Below are 13,365 nucleotides of genomic sequence, written 5' to 3'. Positions count from 1 at the left end.
ATGAGCAAGAAAATAGAAGGCGTGTTGACGGCAATCATCACACCTTTCGATGAGGACGGTGCGCTGCACCTGTCGTCGCTACAACAGCAGGTTGAACGCCAGCTTAGCGCCGGTAATGGCATCTTCTGCGGTGGCACCAACGGTGAATTTTTCGTGCTTAACGAGCAGGAAAAGTTAGCGGTAACCGAAACCTGCGTGAACCAGGTTAAAGGGCGCGCCAGTGTCGTGGCCCATATTGGCGAGATTTCAACCCGCGAAACCATACGACTGGGCAGGCAAATTGAGAAACTGGGCGTCGATGCCGTCTCCGTCATCACCCCCTGGTTTGTCCCCTTAAAACAACACGAACTCATTACCCACTATACCGCCGTGGCTGATGCCCTCAGCGTGCCGGTATTTCTGTACAACATCCCTGCGCGCACCGGCAACACGCTCGACCCTCAGACCGTGCGCACCCTGGCCTCACACCCGAACATTGCCGGTATTAAAGACAGTGCAGGCAGCTACGAGAGTCTGAGTGGTTATCTGAATGCGGTGAAGGATGTTGACAACTTCGACGTACTCAATGGCCCGGACTCGTTGATTCACAAAGGTTTTGTGGAAGGCTGCTCTGCATGCATTTCGGGGCTTGCCAACGTTGCGCCGAAAGAGATCAACAGCATCTGGGCACGCTTTAAAGCTGGCGATATCGAAGGTTCGCGACAGGCCCAGGAGAATGTAACCGGCCTGCGTACCGATCTTTACAGCATTGGTTTCTCACCGGCCGCGGTGAAGAAAGCACTACAACTCATGGGCTACGATGTCGGGGCCAGCCGTTACGCCGTCACGTTTAGCGATGAACAACAACAGCAGATCCGCCAGATAGTGAACCAGTACCTGCACTAAGGCGCATTTTTTTAGCATAACAATATTGGGCACCTCAGGTGCCCTGGATTCACACGCCCTGAAGAGAGGCTAAGATGAACACGTTTACTTCTCAAGATACCCTGATTATCGTCGGTATAGTGATTGTCTATATCGTCTTTACTACCTGGCTTACGTTCCGGTTACGCAGTAAAAACTCCGGCGATTTTATGGAAGGCTCCCGCGCTATGCCCGCCTTCCTCGTCGGGATCCTGCTGATGTCTGAATACATTGGCGCAAAATCTACCATCGGTACTGCGCAGGCGGCCTTCGAGGGTGGTATTGCCGCCTCCTGGTCCGTTCTCGGCGCGGCGATTGGCTTTCCGCTGTTTGGCCTGCTGCTGGTTAAGCGCATCTATAACACCGGAAAAATCACCATTTCAGGTGCGATAGCCGAGAAGTACGGCACCAGTACTAAAAATATCATCTCTGTCATCATGATTTACGCCCTGCTGCTGGTGAACGTGGGTAACTACGTCAGCGGCGCGGCGGCGATTGCCACGGTGCTGAAAGTGAGCCTGCCGGTAGCCGCCTTTATTACCGCTATCGTCAGTACCTTCTATTTTGCTTACGGCGGTATGAAAGGAGTGGCCTGGGTTACCCTGCTACATAGTGCGCTGAAGTATTTTGGTATTCTGGTCATCATGGGCTTTGCGCTGTACAAAACCGGCGGCTTTACGCCGATGGTCAGAGAGATGCCGCACTTCTACTGGACCTGGGACGGTAACTTTGGCCCGAGCACCATCTTTGCGTGGCTGATTGGTACCATTGGTTCGATTTTCTGCACCCAGTTTGTGATTCAGGCTATCTGCTCTACCAAAGATGTAAAAACAGCGAAGCGTTCCACCTGGATAGCCTTCTGGTTCTGCCTGCCAATTTCACTGGCTATCGCCATTATTGGTGTGGCGGCTAAGTATCTGCACCCGGAAATCAACAGCCTGTACGCCATGCCCATCTTCCTGCAGGATATGAACCCGTGGATTGCCGGACTTGTGACAACGTCACTTGTTGCTTCCATCTTCGTGAGCGTGAGTACCGTTGCGCTGGCTATCGCCTCGCTGGTGGTGAAGGATTTCTATGTGCCTTACCGTAACCCAACGCCGGAACAGGAGTTCAAAGCCACACGCTGGTTGTCACTGTTCATTGGTTTCCTGCCGCTGATTTTCGTGCTGCTGGTGCCTGAAGTGCTGAAGCTCTCCTTCTTTACGCGTGCGATTCGTCTGTCCATTACCGTGGTGGCGGTTATCGCCTTCTATGCACCTTTCTTTAAGAGCACCCGTGGGGCGAATGCTGGTCTGATTGGCGCCTGTGTGGTGACCTCTGTCTGGTACCTGCTGGGTGACCCGTTTGGTATTAACAATATGTATATCGCGCTGATAACGCCTGCGGTGATCATGGTCCTGGACCGCCTGATCCCCAATAAAGCGGCGGATAAAGCGCCAACACCCGTTCAAAATAGTGGAGTTTAATATGTCCGTTACCGTTAATCGTGATGGTGTGCTTCGTCAGCAGGAAGATGCGCAGGTTCTGAGCGCAATGCTGCCGTCACCCTGCCCGCAAAACCATGCTGCCAACATTTTACCGCTGCCGGATGGCTCGCTGATGTGCGTCTGGTTTGGCGGCACGCAGGAAGGTGTGGCGGATATTTCAGTGTGGGGCTCGCGCCTTATGCCGGGCAGCGATCGCTGGAGTGAGGCGGTTAAACTGTCTGACGACCCGACCCGCTCTGAGCAAAACCCGGTACTGTTCCTCGCTCCTGATAACGTGTTGTGGCTGATGTGGACAGCCCAGCTCTCCGGCAACCAGGACACCGCTATCGTACGTTTCCGTCAGTCTTCGGATCTGGGGCAGAGCTGGGGAGAGATTGCCACCCTGCTCGACAAACCCGGCACCTTTATCCGCCAGCCGGTGACGGTGCTGGAAAATGGTAACTGGCTGCTGCCGGTCTTCTACTGCCGCACGCAACCGGGTGAGAAGTGGGTTGGCAATGATGACATCAGCGCGGTGAAAATCTCCTCTGACCAGGGAAAAACCTGGCGTGATGTGGAAGTACCGGAAAGCCTGGGCTGCGTACACATGAATATTACTGCGCTGCAAAATGGCAACCTGGTGGCACTGTTCCGTAGCCGCTGGGCAGACAATATCTACTACAGCCAGTCGACCGATGGCGGTGAGAGCTGGTCTGTACCTGAACCAACCAGCCTGCCGAATAACAACTCGTCCATTCAGGTGACGACCCTGGCGGATGGTAGTCTGGCGCTGGTGTTCAATTTTATGAGTGCAGCAGGCGCGCTGGAGCGCCGTGCCTCTTTGTACGATGAAATTGACGATGGTGACGGGCGCAAAGAGCCGGAGGTGACCAGTGGTCGCAGTGCCTTCTGGGGGGCGCCGCGCGCGCCAATGACGGTGGCGATTTCGCCTGATGGCGGTAAAAGCTGGCCGTGGCAGCGCCACCTGGATGAGGGCGATGGCTACTGTATGACGAACAATTCGCAGGAAAAGCTCAACCGTGAGTTCTCCTATCCGAGCATCAAGCAGAGCGCCGACGGCGCGCTGCACATTGCTTACACTTATTTCCGCCAGGCTATCAAGTACGTTCGCATCCAGCCTGAGTGGGTAAAGGAGTAGTCGATGATTGTAGGAAACCTTAATGCCCTGCCGCTGGCAGGGTTACCTCGCGCATTTCGGGCCATCCTCGATCTGCCAGAGTGTACTCTGGCGGCGCTGCAGGCGCGGGATGATGGACGTTTTCAACCACCGGGCGCGACCTGGTTCTGCACCATTGGCCCGGCGTCTACCCAACTGCGGGAGCAGCGACATACCGAGTACCATCGACAGTGGGCCGATATCCAGGTGCTGCTGGATGGGGAAGAGATTATCTGTGCCGGACCGCAGTTGACTCCCGTCGCATCTGATGAAGAACGCAAGCCGGATCTGTTTATCACCACGACGGCTGACCTGCCGGTAAGCATGCGGTTGCAGAGTGGCGACTTTGCTGTTTTTCTGCCGGGCGAGCCGCATCAGGCTTTGTGTGCGGTTAACGCGCCATCAACCGTACGTAAGGCGGTGTTCAAAGTGCCACGCGCCCTGCTGGAGGAGTAAAGATGCCGCAAGCGTTGGTAACCGGGGCCAGTTCGGGGATTGGCGAAGCCATTGTCAGCTGGCTGCTTGACCACGGCTGGCGCGTGACGGGGCTGAGCCGATCAAAGGTAGTGCGTGACTCATCTGCTTTTGACAGCGTCTGCGTGGATTTGAGCGACGGCGTGGCGTTAAGCGATACGCTTTCGACTCTGCCGGTGCCGGACGCGGTGATTCATGCGGCGGGGATGATGGCCGCCGCTCCGCTGGGCGAAATTACCCCGCACGTCAGCCAGCGACTCTGGCAATTGCATGTGCTGGCCGCTGAAACCCTGGTCAATCATTTTGCGCCGCAGATGTCACATGGTGGACGCATAGTGATTATCGGTAGCCGTACCTCCCGAGGTGCGGCGGGCCGTTCACAGTACGTGGCGACGAAAGCCGCTCTGGTTGGCATGGTACGCAGTTGGGCGGCGGAACTCGCCCCGCGTGGTATTACGGCGAATGTGGTGGCACCGGGTGCCACCCAAACCCCGATGCTGAATGCGCCTGGCCGGTCGAGTTCGCCACCGAATGTGCCGCCAATCGGTCGGTTGATTGAACCACGGGAAGTGGCAGCGCTGGTAGGGTTTGTGCTGTCGGCGGATGCAGCGGCAATCACCGGTCAGGAACTGGTGATATGTGGGGGGGCATCGCTGAAATAACACGGCACGCCGGATAAGGCGATAATCGCCATCCGGCGTTGTTGCATCAGGCACGGGTAATGCGGGTGGATGGTTCCGTTCACCTTGCGTGTGGTGTGCTTCTGATCCCTCTTCACATGCGAACGTCCACGGAAGGCGAGCCGCCGTCCGTTTCCCCTCCCCCATAGGGCGACGGGCAAAAGCGAGCCGCCGTCCGAAATTTTGCATCGTGGTGAACAGGACTATGTATCACAGGCGGAGTGTTCCGTTCACCTTACGTGTCGTGTGCCTCTGATTGCCTCTGCTCACGTTAAAAGCATGGTGGTGAACAGGAATATGTAACGCAGGCGGAGTGTTCCGTTCACCTTACGTACCGTGTTTCTCTGTTGCCGCTCCTCCCGTGAACGTGCAAGGGAGGCTCGCCGCCGCCTCCCTTGCAACCCGGGCTCCCGGCAAGGAAAATCGCCGCTTCGCGGCATTATTCGCCCCATCCCTGGGGCTCACCCCTTCGGGGCTGGCGCAGGCGCTATTCAAAATTGCTCCCGGCAATTTTGTCGCCTTATGCCGTCTGACTGTCGGGTCGGGGACCAGCCTGCGTCCCTGCAGGCTATCCCCTCCGCCCGCTTCCCTGCGGGCGGACCCGGTCAGCCGTCAACGCCGCATCGGTTTTCAGCCGGACCACAACACCCTCGCTGCGAGAAAGTGCACGAAAGATAGAACGGTTTCGCTGTCTGCCCGGTAAAATCCTGCAGCAATTATTTTCTTCATATGATTTCAGGCTTGCAGCGAGGGGGTTGAGTCCCCGCTGAAACCGGCGAACCGGAGGCCGGAAGACAAGGACTGGCCGCCAGGGAGGGCGGACAGAGGTTTGTCGAGCCAGGACGGCGAGTCAAACCGGCCGCAGGCTGAAGGCCGGGAGGTGAGCGCAGTGCGCAGCACCGGTTTCGGTGCGGGGCCGCGGGGATTGCAAAGGGGGCCGCGGTGGCCCCCTTTGCACGTTCACGGGTGACTGTTTCGGCATGTTCAGCAGGTCTGGAAGTGAACGTAACACACCTCAGAGCCGCCTGTTCCCCTCACCCCGACCCTCTCCCCAATGGGGCGAGGGAGAAAAGCGAGCCCTTTTCAGGTTCAGCAGGACTGACAGGGAACGTAACACACCTCAGCGCCGCCCGTTTCCCCTCACCCCGACCCTCTCCCCAGTGGGGCGAGGGAGAAAAGCGAGCCCCTTTACAGGTTCAGCAGGACTGGCAGGGAACGTAACATACCTCAGCGCCGCCTGTTCCCCTCACCCCGACCCTCTCCCCGGTGGGGCGAGGGAGAAAAGCGAGCCGCCGTAAGAAATCTAGCATGGTGGTGAACAGGAATATGTAACGCAGGCGGAGTGTTACGTTCACCTTACGTACCGTGTTTCTCTGTTGCCACTCCTCCCGTGAACGTGCAAGGGAGGCTCGCCGCCGCCTCCCTTGCAACCCAGGCTCCCGGCCAGGAAAATCGCCGCTTCGCGGTCCATGTGCCTTATGCCGTCTGACTGTCGGGTCGGGGACCAGCCTGCGTCCCTGCAGGCTATCCCCTCCGCCCGCGTCCCTGCGGGCGGACCCGGTCAGCCGTCAACGCCGCATCGATTTTCAGCCGGACCACAACACCCTCGCTGCGAGAAAGTGCCAGGAAGATAAAACGGTTTTGCTGCTTTCTGGAAGAAATGCTACAGCAATTCCTCTTTTTCATTTTCTCCTGAAAGGACAGCGAGGGGGTTGAGTCCCCGCTGAAACCGGCGAACCGGAGGCCGGAAGACAAGGACTGGCCGCCAGGGAGGGCGGACAGAGGTTTGTCGAGCCAGGACGGCGAGTCAAACCGGCCGCAGGCTGAGGGCCGGGAGGTGAGCGCAGTGCGCAGCACCGGTTTCGGTGCGGGGCCGCGGGGATTGCAAAGGGGGCCGCGGTGGCCCCCTTTGCACGTTCACGGGTGACTGTTTCGGCATGTTCAGCAGGTCTGGAAGTGAACGTAACACACCTCAGAGCCGCCTGTTCCCCTCACCCCGACCCTCTCCCCAATGGGGCGAGGGGGAAAACCGTGCTCCCTGGCATGTTCAGCAGGTCTGGAGGTGAACGTAACACACCTCAGAGCCGCCCGTTGCCCCTCACCCCGACCCTCTCCCAAAGAGCGAGGGAGAAAAGCGTGCTCCCTGGCAGGTTCAGCAGGACTGGAGGTGAACGTAACACACCGCAGCGCCACCCTTTTCCCCTCACCCCGCCCCTCTCCCAAAAAGCGAGGGGGAAAACCGTGCCCCTTTACATGATCAAAGGGCGAGGGCGAAAAGCAAACCGCCATCCGGCGAACCATTAAACTGCTCACATCAATCGCGCAGATACACCTTGCCAATCAAATAGGTAGTAGCCTGACCGCCAATAAGCACCCTCTCCCCCCGCCACTCACAACGTAAATCCCCCCCACGCGCAGAGACCTGACGCGCCTGCATCAATGTCTTGCCCAGTCGGTTGCCCCAGTAAGGGATCAACATGCTGTGTGTGGAGCCGGTGACAGGGTCTTCCGGCACGGACTCGCCAGGGCAGAAGAAACGGCTGACGAAATCATCGGTATCGCCGGGGGCGGTGACACAAACCATTTTCCCCAGCGGGAGCATCCCGGTGATATCCGGCGTAATAGCCTCGACCTGCTGCTGATTCTCCAGCACAACAAGGTAATCACGTGCCACACGGACTTCGCTGGCGCTGTCGATACCCAGCGTCCTGAAAAGCTGTTCTGGCGGCGCGTCAACCACTTCGGTTTGCCACGCCGGGAAATCGAGTGTCAGCCAGTCGCCTTTACGGGTTACGGTCAGCGGCCCGACAAAGCGTGTCTCGAACTGGATTTGGGTATCAGGAAAGTCGAGATATTCAAAAATGACATGCGCGGCGGCCAGTGTCGCATGGCCGCACAGATTAATTTCATACTGCGTGGTGAACCACCGCAGTTCGTAACCGGAGTCATTACGCACAAAGAACGCGGTCTCTGACTGGTTATGCTGCTGCGCCATCTTCAGCAACAGTTCGTCCGGTAGCCACTCTGTCAGCGGGCAGACGGCGGCCGCGTTACCACCGAAGGTGCGGTCACTAAAGGCATCTACCATATAAAAGTCGATTGTGTGCATAGCGTTTCCTTTTGTTTTGCTTTTGTTTTCTCTTCCTTTCTAACACACTTCACCGGTATTTTTTAACCCCGAATAAAAGTGAGAGATTCATCACAAAAAGTTTGTGTTTTGCGCAGAAAAAGATCTAAGATCACCGCCTTACCTTCTCCTGCTACGAATGCCAACATGATGACAACACATACGGTTTCACGAAGAGTAGCGTGGCTACGCGTGGTGACGCTGGCCGTCGCTGCGTTCATTTTTAATACCACTGAGTTTGTGCCTGTAGGTCTGCTCTCGGATATTGCACAAAGCTTTAATATGGAAACGCCGCAGGTCGGCATCATGCTTACCATCTACGCCTGGGTCGTGGCCATGATGTCACTGCCCTTTATGCTGCTGACCAGCAAAGTAGAGCGCCGTAAACTGCTCATTGCCCTCTTCGTGCTCTTTATTGGGAGTCATGTGCTCTCTTTCCTCGCATGGAATTTCCAGGTTCTGGTGGTCAGCCGCATTGGGATTGCTTTCGCTCATGCCATTTTCTGGTCGATTACCGCGTCGCTGGCGATTCGTCTGGCACCGGCAGGTAAACGTGCGCAGGCGCTGAGTCTGATTGCGACCGGTACGGCACTGGCCATGGTTCTTGGCATTCCGATTGGTCGCATCGTCGGGCAATATTTTGGCTGGCGTACTACTTTCTTTGCCATCGGTTTTGGCGCGCTGGTGACGCTGCTCTGTCTCATCAAGCTGCTGCCGAAACTGCCCAGCGAACATTCCGGTTCGCTGCGCAGTCTGCCCGAACTGTTCCGTCGCCCGGCGCTTTTAAGCATCTATCTGCTGACGGTGGTTGTTGTGACCGCGCATTACACCGCGTATAGCTATATTGAGCCTTTCGTGCGTGATGTCGCGGGGTTCAGTGGTAATTTCGCGACGGTGCTGCTGCTGGTGTTAGGCGGGGCGGGAATTGCCGGTAGCATAATGTTTGGCAGGCTTGGCAACAAACACGCGTCTGCGCTTATCAGTGGCGCAATTGGCCTGCTGGTGCTCTCCCTGCTCTTCCTGCGTACCGCGGCTGGCAGCGAACAACATCTAGTGATCCTGAGTCTGTTCTGGGGCGTGGCCATTATGATTATTGGCCTTGGCATGCAGGTGAAAGTGCTGACGCTGGCCCCGGACGCGACCGACGTGGCGATGGCGCTGTTCTCCGGTATCTTTAATATCGGTATTGGCGCTGGTGCGCTGGTGGGTAATCAGATCAGTCTGCAGTGGTCGATGTCAGCGATTGGGTATGCCGGTGCTATCCCGGCTCTGGCCGCACTGGTCTGGTCGGTTATCATTTTCCGACGCTGGCCGGTTTCACTGGACGACAGTCAGCAGCCCCATCATATGTAAGAGGTTACAGGCCGAAGTCATAAGCTTCGGCCTTTTTATTCCCCCCGGTGGCCTGACACTACCGCTTTCATGACCTGTGTCTGCCAGTCGAACCAGGGATTCCACGTCAGTCGCGCGTGCACTTTATCTTTTTCCACCCGCCCCCAGTCGGAGTACCAGACCGCTTCCCCCTTCAGACAACGCTGCGTCGCTTCATCCGACTGACCGTTAGCGCACAACCGAACCTTGCCTTTGCGCCCGTAAAGCGGGTTACGCGGCGAAAAAAGCACGGACATGTGCGAGAACTGACTGATGCGCTCATCGGGCAGAAAATCAGGTTTAATCCGCACGCGGGAGACGTTCGCCGCTTCTTTTGGCGGTGAACCGTACCAGATAGCACGGCTGGCAGGATGGGTAAAAGTATTGTCGAAATGGTCAAGGATCCAGGCCGTATCCAGCACCGAGTCATGTTCGGTCAAAACCATCAGCACGGGTTTATCATATGGCCGTTGCGCTATCAGTTGGCGGGCCCGGGCGCTGGTACGGTAAAACTGCGCGAACCCGTTGGTCGGCACTCGCAGATAGCGGGTGGCAATTTGCTGCGGTACGAGCGTAGCAGGAGGCCGAAGCCAGTCGCGAAATATCGCCACTACCGGTGCCAGAAAGTCATATCTGGTGCTGGATTTAATCGCCGGGGAAAAGAGTAACAATCCCTGCACCTGCGGGTGCTGCATGGCATACTCCAGCGCCAGGTTACCGCCGGTTGAAAAGCCGCCAAGCCAGGCCTCATCCACCTCGCTCCCCAGAATGGCAGCCTGTTCACTCACCACCTGCCGCCACTGCTCAACGCTGACGTGAAGCATATCGGCGGGGCGCGTACCGTGGCCTGGTAACAAGACCGTGCGTACCAGAAAGCCCTGCCTGACCAGTTCCGGGGCGATATCAGAAAAGGATCCTGGGGCATCCCCCAGCCCGTGAATCAGCAGAATACCGCGAGACGCCTTGCCAGCAGGCTTCCACTCCTGCGGCGTATTCCATTGCAGTTCCGCAGGTTTATCCAGCGTCTGAAAAAAACGGTGGCTGGCCACCCAGTCGCGGGTTTGTTGCTGATAGCGGGCAAAGCTGTCCTGACCGAGCGGCGGCTCGCGGTTTTGCTGCTGGCACCCTGCCACTAACGCCATCAGGATGAGAATGATACCTCTCATTAATGCGTCGCCGGGAACTGCGTGATTATCTCCAGCACGCCATTAATGATGAACTGCACCCCCATGCAAACCAGTAAAAAGCCCATCAGACGAGAAATCGCTTCAATCCCACCCTTACCCACCAGCCGCATAATCGCCCCCGAACAGCGCAAACTCCCCCACAGGATCAGCGCAACGGCAGCAAAAATCAGCGGCGGTGCGACCCACACCACCCACTCGGGGAAGGTGGAGCCGTCGCGAACCGTGGCAGCGGAGCTGATGATCATCGCAATGGTTCCCGGCCCGGCGGTACTGGGCATTGCCAGGGGGACAAAAGCAATACTGGCACCAGGTTCATCTTCAAGCTCTTCCGATTTGGTTTTTACCTCCGGTACGTCATGGGTTTTTGGCGCCGGAAACAGCATCCGAAAACCGATGAACGCGACAATCAGCCCCCCTGCTATACGCAGACCCGGTATGGAGATGCCGAAGGTATTCATCACAACCTGACCGGCATACCAGGCCACCATCATGATGGCGAAAACATAAACAGAAGCCATTTTCGACTGCTGATTGCGCTGGGCGCTGTTCATGTTCCCGGCCAGACCCAGAAAGAGCGCAACCGTCGTTAATGGGTTTGCCAGTGGCAGTAACACCACCAGCCCCAGCCCTATTGCTTTTAGTAAATCCATCATATCCTTGATCACTCCTGCCGATTTCGTCGTACCGGGAAGTATATCTGCAACGGGATGGCGCGGGCATATCGCTTTACGATTCGTTACTTTTTGCAAGCAATTTCATGCACCTATCCTCTCCTTATCCTCCCTCTGATTCGGCTTTAGCATTTCGTGGCATCCGATTATTCATTCAGTTGACTTATACTTGCCTGAGCAATAATATCTGCCGTGATTAATCTACTTGCCGGGGCAACCATTGTGAAAAGCACAAGTGATCTGTTTAACGAAATCATCCCACTTGGTCGCTTGATCCATATGGTTAACCAGAAAAAAGACCGCCTGCTGAATGACTACCTGTCTCCGTTTGATATTACGGCAACGCAATTTAAGGTGCTTTGCTCTATCCGCTGTCAGGTCTGCATCACGCCGGTCGAATTAAAAAAAGTGCTGTCGGTCGATCTGGGCGCATTAACGCGCATGCTGGACAGGCTCGTGTGTAAAGGCTGGATCGAACGTCACCCGAACCCGCATGACAAGCGCGGCGTTCTGGTGCAACTCACCACCGAGGGCAAGGCGCTGATTGAGCAATGTCACCAATTAGTAGGGCAAGACCTGCATCAGGAATTAACAAAAAACTTAACGGCAGACGAAGTGGCAACGCTTGAATATTTACTCAAGAAAGTCCTGCCGTAAAACAAAGAGGTATGACGATGTCCAGACGCAATACTGACGCCATCACTATTCATAGCATTTTAGGCTGGATTGAAGAGAACCTGGAATCTCCTATGTCGCTTGAGCGTGTCTCTGAGCGTTCAGGTTATTCGAAATGGCACCTGCAACGGATGTTTAAAAAAGAAACCGGCCATTCGCTCGGTCAATACATCCGCAGCCGTAAGCTGACTGAAATCGCGCAAAAATTGAAAGAAAGTAATGAACCGATCCTCTATCTTGCGGAGCGCTATGGGTTTGAATCGCAGCAGACCCTGACCCGTACGTTTAAAAACTACTTTGACGTGCCGCCGCATAAGTATCGTGTGACTAACATTCCCGGAGAGAACCGGTATTTGTTCCCCATTAATAACTGTAGTTACTAATTCGCCTGTTTTAAGACGTATCGAGGAAATCATGAAACGTATTACCTGTGCCGCCATCACCCTTATGGTGCTGTTTTCTGGCCAGAGTTATGCGGAGCAATTCGCGCACCCCACGCAGGGTAAAAATCCCGGTGTGATGGTGATGCCCACTGCCCACGACCAGTCGCCATTCGACTTTAATCACATGGGTGCAGGCAGTGACAAATCCGACGAGTTAGGTGTGCCCTATTACAATTCGCGCACCTGATAATAGTTGCCCCGCCAGTGCGGGGCTTTTTTTCAGGGTTTGACGGCAACCTGACGACGTAAGCGAAAACCAAACACATTGATGTACAACCCCGCCATAACCAGCAGCGCACCGGCCAGTTGCAACAGCGTCATCGATTCATTCAGCAGCAGCGCCGCGCTCGCCAGCCCTACGACAGGCACCAGCAACGATAACGGCGCCACGCGCCAGGTTTCATAGCGCCCCATCAGCGCTCCCCAGATGCCGTACCCCACAAGGGTGGCTCCCAGCGACAGGTAGAGCAGCGACAGAATCGTCGTAAGATCAATGGCTATAAGGCTCTGTAGTATCAGCGCCGGTCCATCAAACAGCAGTGAGCCCACCATAAAGGGCACAATCGGGATTAACGCACTCCATACCACCAGAGACATCACTGCCGGGCGGGATGAGTGCTGCATGATCTTTTTATTGAAGATATTGCCGCAGGCCCAGCAAAAGGCTCCCGACAGCGTCAGGATAAAGCCCAGCAGCGGAACGTGCTGACCGTTAAGGCTGGATTCAATCAGTACCAACACGCCAATAACCGCAAGCGTAATGCCGGCGACCTGCTTAGCCTGTAACCGTTCGTGGAATACCCCGACACCAAGAATGATGGTAAAAAAGGCCTGTGCCTGTAAAACCAGCGATGCCAGGCCTGCCGGCATACCAAACTTAATAGCGGTAAAGAGAAAAGCGAACTGCCCGAAACTGATGGTCAGGCCGTAGCCCAGCAGTAAACTTAAGGGGACTTTAGGACGCGAAACAAACAGCAGCGCCGGAAACGCCACCAGCACGAAGCGTAGCCCTGCCAGCAACAGTGGCGGCATATTGTGCAACCCGACTTTAATGACCACAAAATTCAGGCCCCATACCACCACCACCAGCAGTGCCAGCAATCCATCTTTACGCGTCATTCGCCGCCTCTAAATTTGTTCAATTTTTGTAAAGAATTTACGTTAACGCAAAAAACAGTCCAGAGACAG

General features: G+C 56.0%; 13 protein-coding genes. 9 read left to right on the top strand and 4 right to left on the bottom strand.

What is annotated here, in order from left to right; all coding sequences use genetic code 11:
• The 5 genes from M1D91_RS11585 to M1D91_RS11565 all read left to right on the top strand — a co-directional run bounded on the left by M1D91_RS11585 (window position 1) and on the right by M1D91_RS11565 (window position 4,685).
• On the top strand, window positions 1-885 hold the full coding sequence (locus tag M1D91_RS11585) for a dihydrodipicolinate synthase family protein (protein WP_437433837.1): 885 nt from the start codon (window positions 1-3) through the stop codon (window positions 883-885).
• 74 nt (window positions 886-959) lie between these two features.
• Window positions 960-2,372: a sodium:solute symporter family protein gene (locus M1D91_RS11580; protein WP_437433836.1), complete on the top strand. Its 1,413-nt coding sequence runs from the start codon at window positions 960-962 to the stop codon at window positions 2,370-2,372.
• A 1-nt stretch (window position 2,373) separates the two neighbouring features.
• Window positions 2,374-3,531, top strand: a complete 1,158-nt coding sequence (locus M1D91_RS11575; RefSeq protein ID WP_437433835.1) for a sialidase family protein — start codon at window positions 2,374-2,376, stop codon at window positions 3,529-3,531.
• A gap of 3 nt (window positions 3,532-3,534) precedes the next feature.
• On the top strand, window positions 3,535-4,005 hold the full coding sequence (locus M1D91_RS11570) for a YhcH/YjgK/YiaL family protein (protein WP_437433834.1): 471 nt from the start codon (window positions 3,535-3,537) through the stop codon (window positions 4,003-4,005).
• 2 nt (window positions 4,006-4,007) lie between these two features.
• Window positions 4,008-4,685 (top strand): SDR family NAD(P)-dependent oxidoreductase, encoded by a 678-nt coding sequence (locus M1D91_RS11565; RefSeq protein ID WP_437433833.1) that lies wholly within the window; start codon window positions 4,008-4,010, stop codon window positions 4,683-4,685.
• 2,332 nt (window positions 4,686-7,017) lie between these two features.
• On the opposite strand, the gene M1D91_RS11560 is transcribed toward M1D91_RS11565, so the two are convergent.
• Window positions 7,018-7,812, bottom strand: a complete 795-nt coding sequence (locus M1D91_RS11560) for a PhzF family phenazine biosynthesis protein (RefSeq protein WP_437434027.1) — start codon at window positions 7,810-7,812, stop codon at window positions 7,018-7,020.
• Between the two features lie 168 nt (window positions 7,813-7,980).
• Between M1D91_RS11560 and M1D91_RS11555 the strand changes: the two genes are divergently transcribed.
• Window positions 7,981-9,183: a sugar transporter gene (locus tag M1D91_RS11555; protein WP_437434071.1), complete on the top strand. Its 1,203-nt coding sequence runs from the start codon at window positions 7,981-7,983 to the stop codon at window positions 9,181-9,183.
• 35 nt (window positions 9,184-9,218) lie between these two features.
• Here the strand turns inward: M1D91_RS11555 and M1D91_RS11550 are convergent, their stop codons facing one another.
• Both M1D91_RS11550 and M1D91_RS11545 read right to left on the bottom strand, forming a co-directional pair.
• Window positions 9,219-10,367 (bottom strand): alpha/beta hydrolase, encoded by a 1,149-nt coding sequence (locus M1D91_RS11550; protein ID WP_437434028.1) that lies wholly within the window; start codon window positions 10,365-10,367, stop codon window positions 9,219-9,221.
• Complete coding sequence (locus tag M1D91_RS11545; RefSeq protein ID WP_437434029.1) at window positions 10,367-11,041, bottom strand: MarC family NAAT transporter; 675 nt, start codon at window positions 11,039-11,041, stop codon at window positions 10,367-10,369. Before M1D91_RS11545 ends, M1D91_RS11550 begins: the two co-directional genes overlap by 1 nt.
• A 240-nt stretch (window positions 11,042-11,281) precedes the next feature.
• Between M1D91_RS11545 and marR the strand changes: the two genes are divergently transcribed.
• The 3 genes from marR to marB are packed head-to-tail and all read left to right on the top strand — an operon-like array spanning window position 11,282 to window position 12,364.
• A complete protein-coding gene (gene marR, locus M1D91_RS11540; protein ID WP_437434030.1) occupies window positions 11,282-11,716 on the top strand; it encodes a multiple antibiotic resistance transcriptional regulator MarR in 435 nt (144 codons plus the stop codon).
• Window positions 11,717-11,733: 17 nt separating this feature from the next.
• On the top strand, window positions 11,734-12,117 hold the full coding sequence (gene marA, locus M1D91_RS11535) for an MDR efflux pump AcrAB transcriptional activator MarA (RefSeq protein WP_437434031.1): 384 nt from the start codon (window positions 11,734-11,736) through the stop codon (window positions 12,115-12,117).
• Between the two features lie 31 nt (window positions 12,118-12,148).
• Window positions 12,149-12,364, top strand: coding sequence for a multiple antibiotic resistance protein MarB (gene marB, locus M1D91_RS11530; protein ID WP_437434032.1), 216 nt, complete (start codon window positions 12,149-12,151; stop codon window positions 12,362-12,364).
• A gap of 32 nt (window positions 12,365-12,396) precedes the next feature.
• Here marB and eamA read toward each other — a convergent pair whose 3' ends face one another.
• Entirely contained in the window at window positions 12,397-13,296 is a 900-nt protein-coding gene (gene eamA, locus M1D91_RS11525) for an O-acetylserine/cysteine exporter (RefSeq protein ID WP_437434033.1), read from the bottom strand.
• Window positions 13,297-13,365 lie beyond the last annotated feature (69 nt).

The sequence above is a fragment of the Enterobacter sp. SA197 genome (assembly GCF_054131575.1).
This window is presented reverse-complemented; position numbering and strand designations above follow the sequence as displayed.

Coding starts and splice junctions, on each gene's coding strand:
- M1D91_RS11580 (WP_437433836.1), top strand. CDS start 960: ATGAACACGTTTACTTCTCAAGATACCCTGATTATCGTCGGTATAGTG.
- M1D91_RS11585 (WP_437433837.1), top strand. CDS start 1: ATGAGCAAGAAAATAGAAGGCGTGTTGACGGCAATCATCACACCTTTC.
- M1D91_RS11550 (WP_437434028.1), bottom strand. CDS start 10,367: ATGAGAGGTATCATTCTCATCCTGATGGCGTTAGTGGCAGGGTGCCAG.
- M1D91_RS11545 (WP_437434029.1), bottom strand. CDS start 11,041: ATGATGGATTTACTAAAAGCAATAGGGCTGGGGCTGGTGGTGTTACTG.
- eamA (WP_437434033.1), bottom strand. CDS start 13,296: ATGACGCGTAAAGATGGATTGCTGGCACTGCTGGTGGTGGTGGTATGG.
- marA (WP_437434031.1), top strand. CDS start 11,734: ATGTCCAGACGCAATACTGACGCCATCACTATTCATAGCATTTTAGGC.
- M1D91_RS11560 (WP_437434027.1), bottom strand. CDS start 7,812: ATGCACACAATCGACTTTTATATGGTAGATGCCTTTAGTGACCGCACC.
- M1D91_RS11565 (WP_437433833.1), top strand. CDS start 4,008: ATGCCGCAAGCGTTGGTAACCGGGGCCAGTTCGGGGATTGGCGAAGCC.
- M1D91_RS11555 (WP_437434071.1), top strand. CDS start 7,981: ATGACAACACATACGGTTTCACGAAGAGTAGCGTGGCTACGCGTGGTG.
- marB (WP_437434032.1), top strand. CDS start 12,149: ATGAAACGTATTACCTGTGCCGCCATCACCCTTATGGTGCTGTTTTCT.
- M1D91_RS11575 (WP_437433835.1), top strand. CDS start 2,374: ATGTCCGTTACCGTTAATCGTGATGGTGTGCTTCGTCAGCAGGAAGAT.
- M1D91_RS11570 (WP_437433834.1), top strand. CDS start 3,535: ATGATTGTAGGAAACCTTAATGCCCTGCCGCTGGCAGGGTTACCTCGC.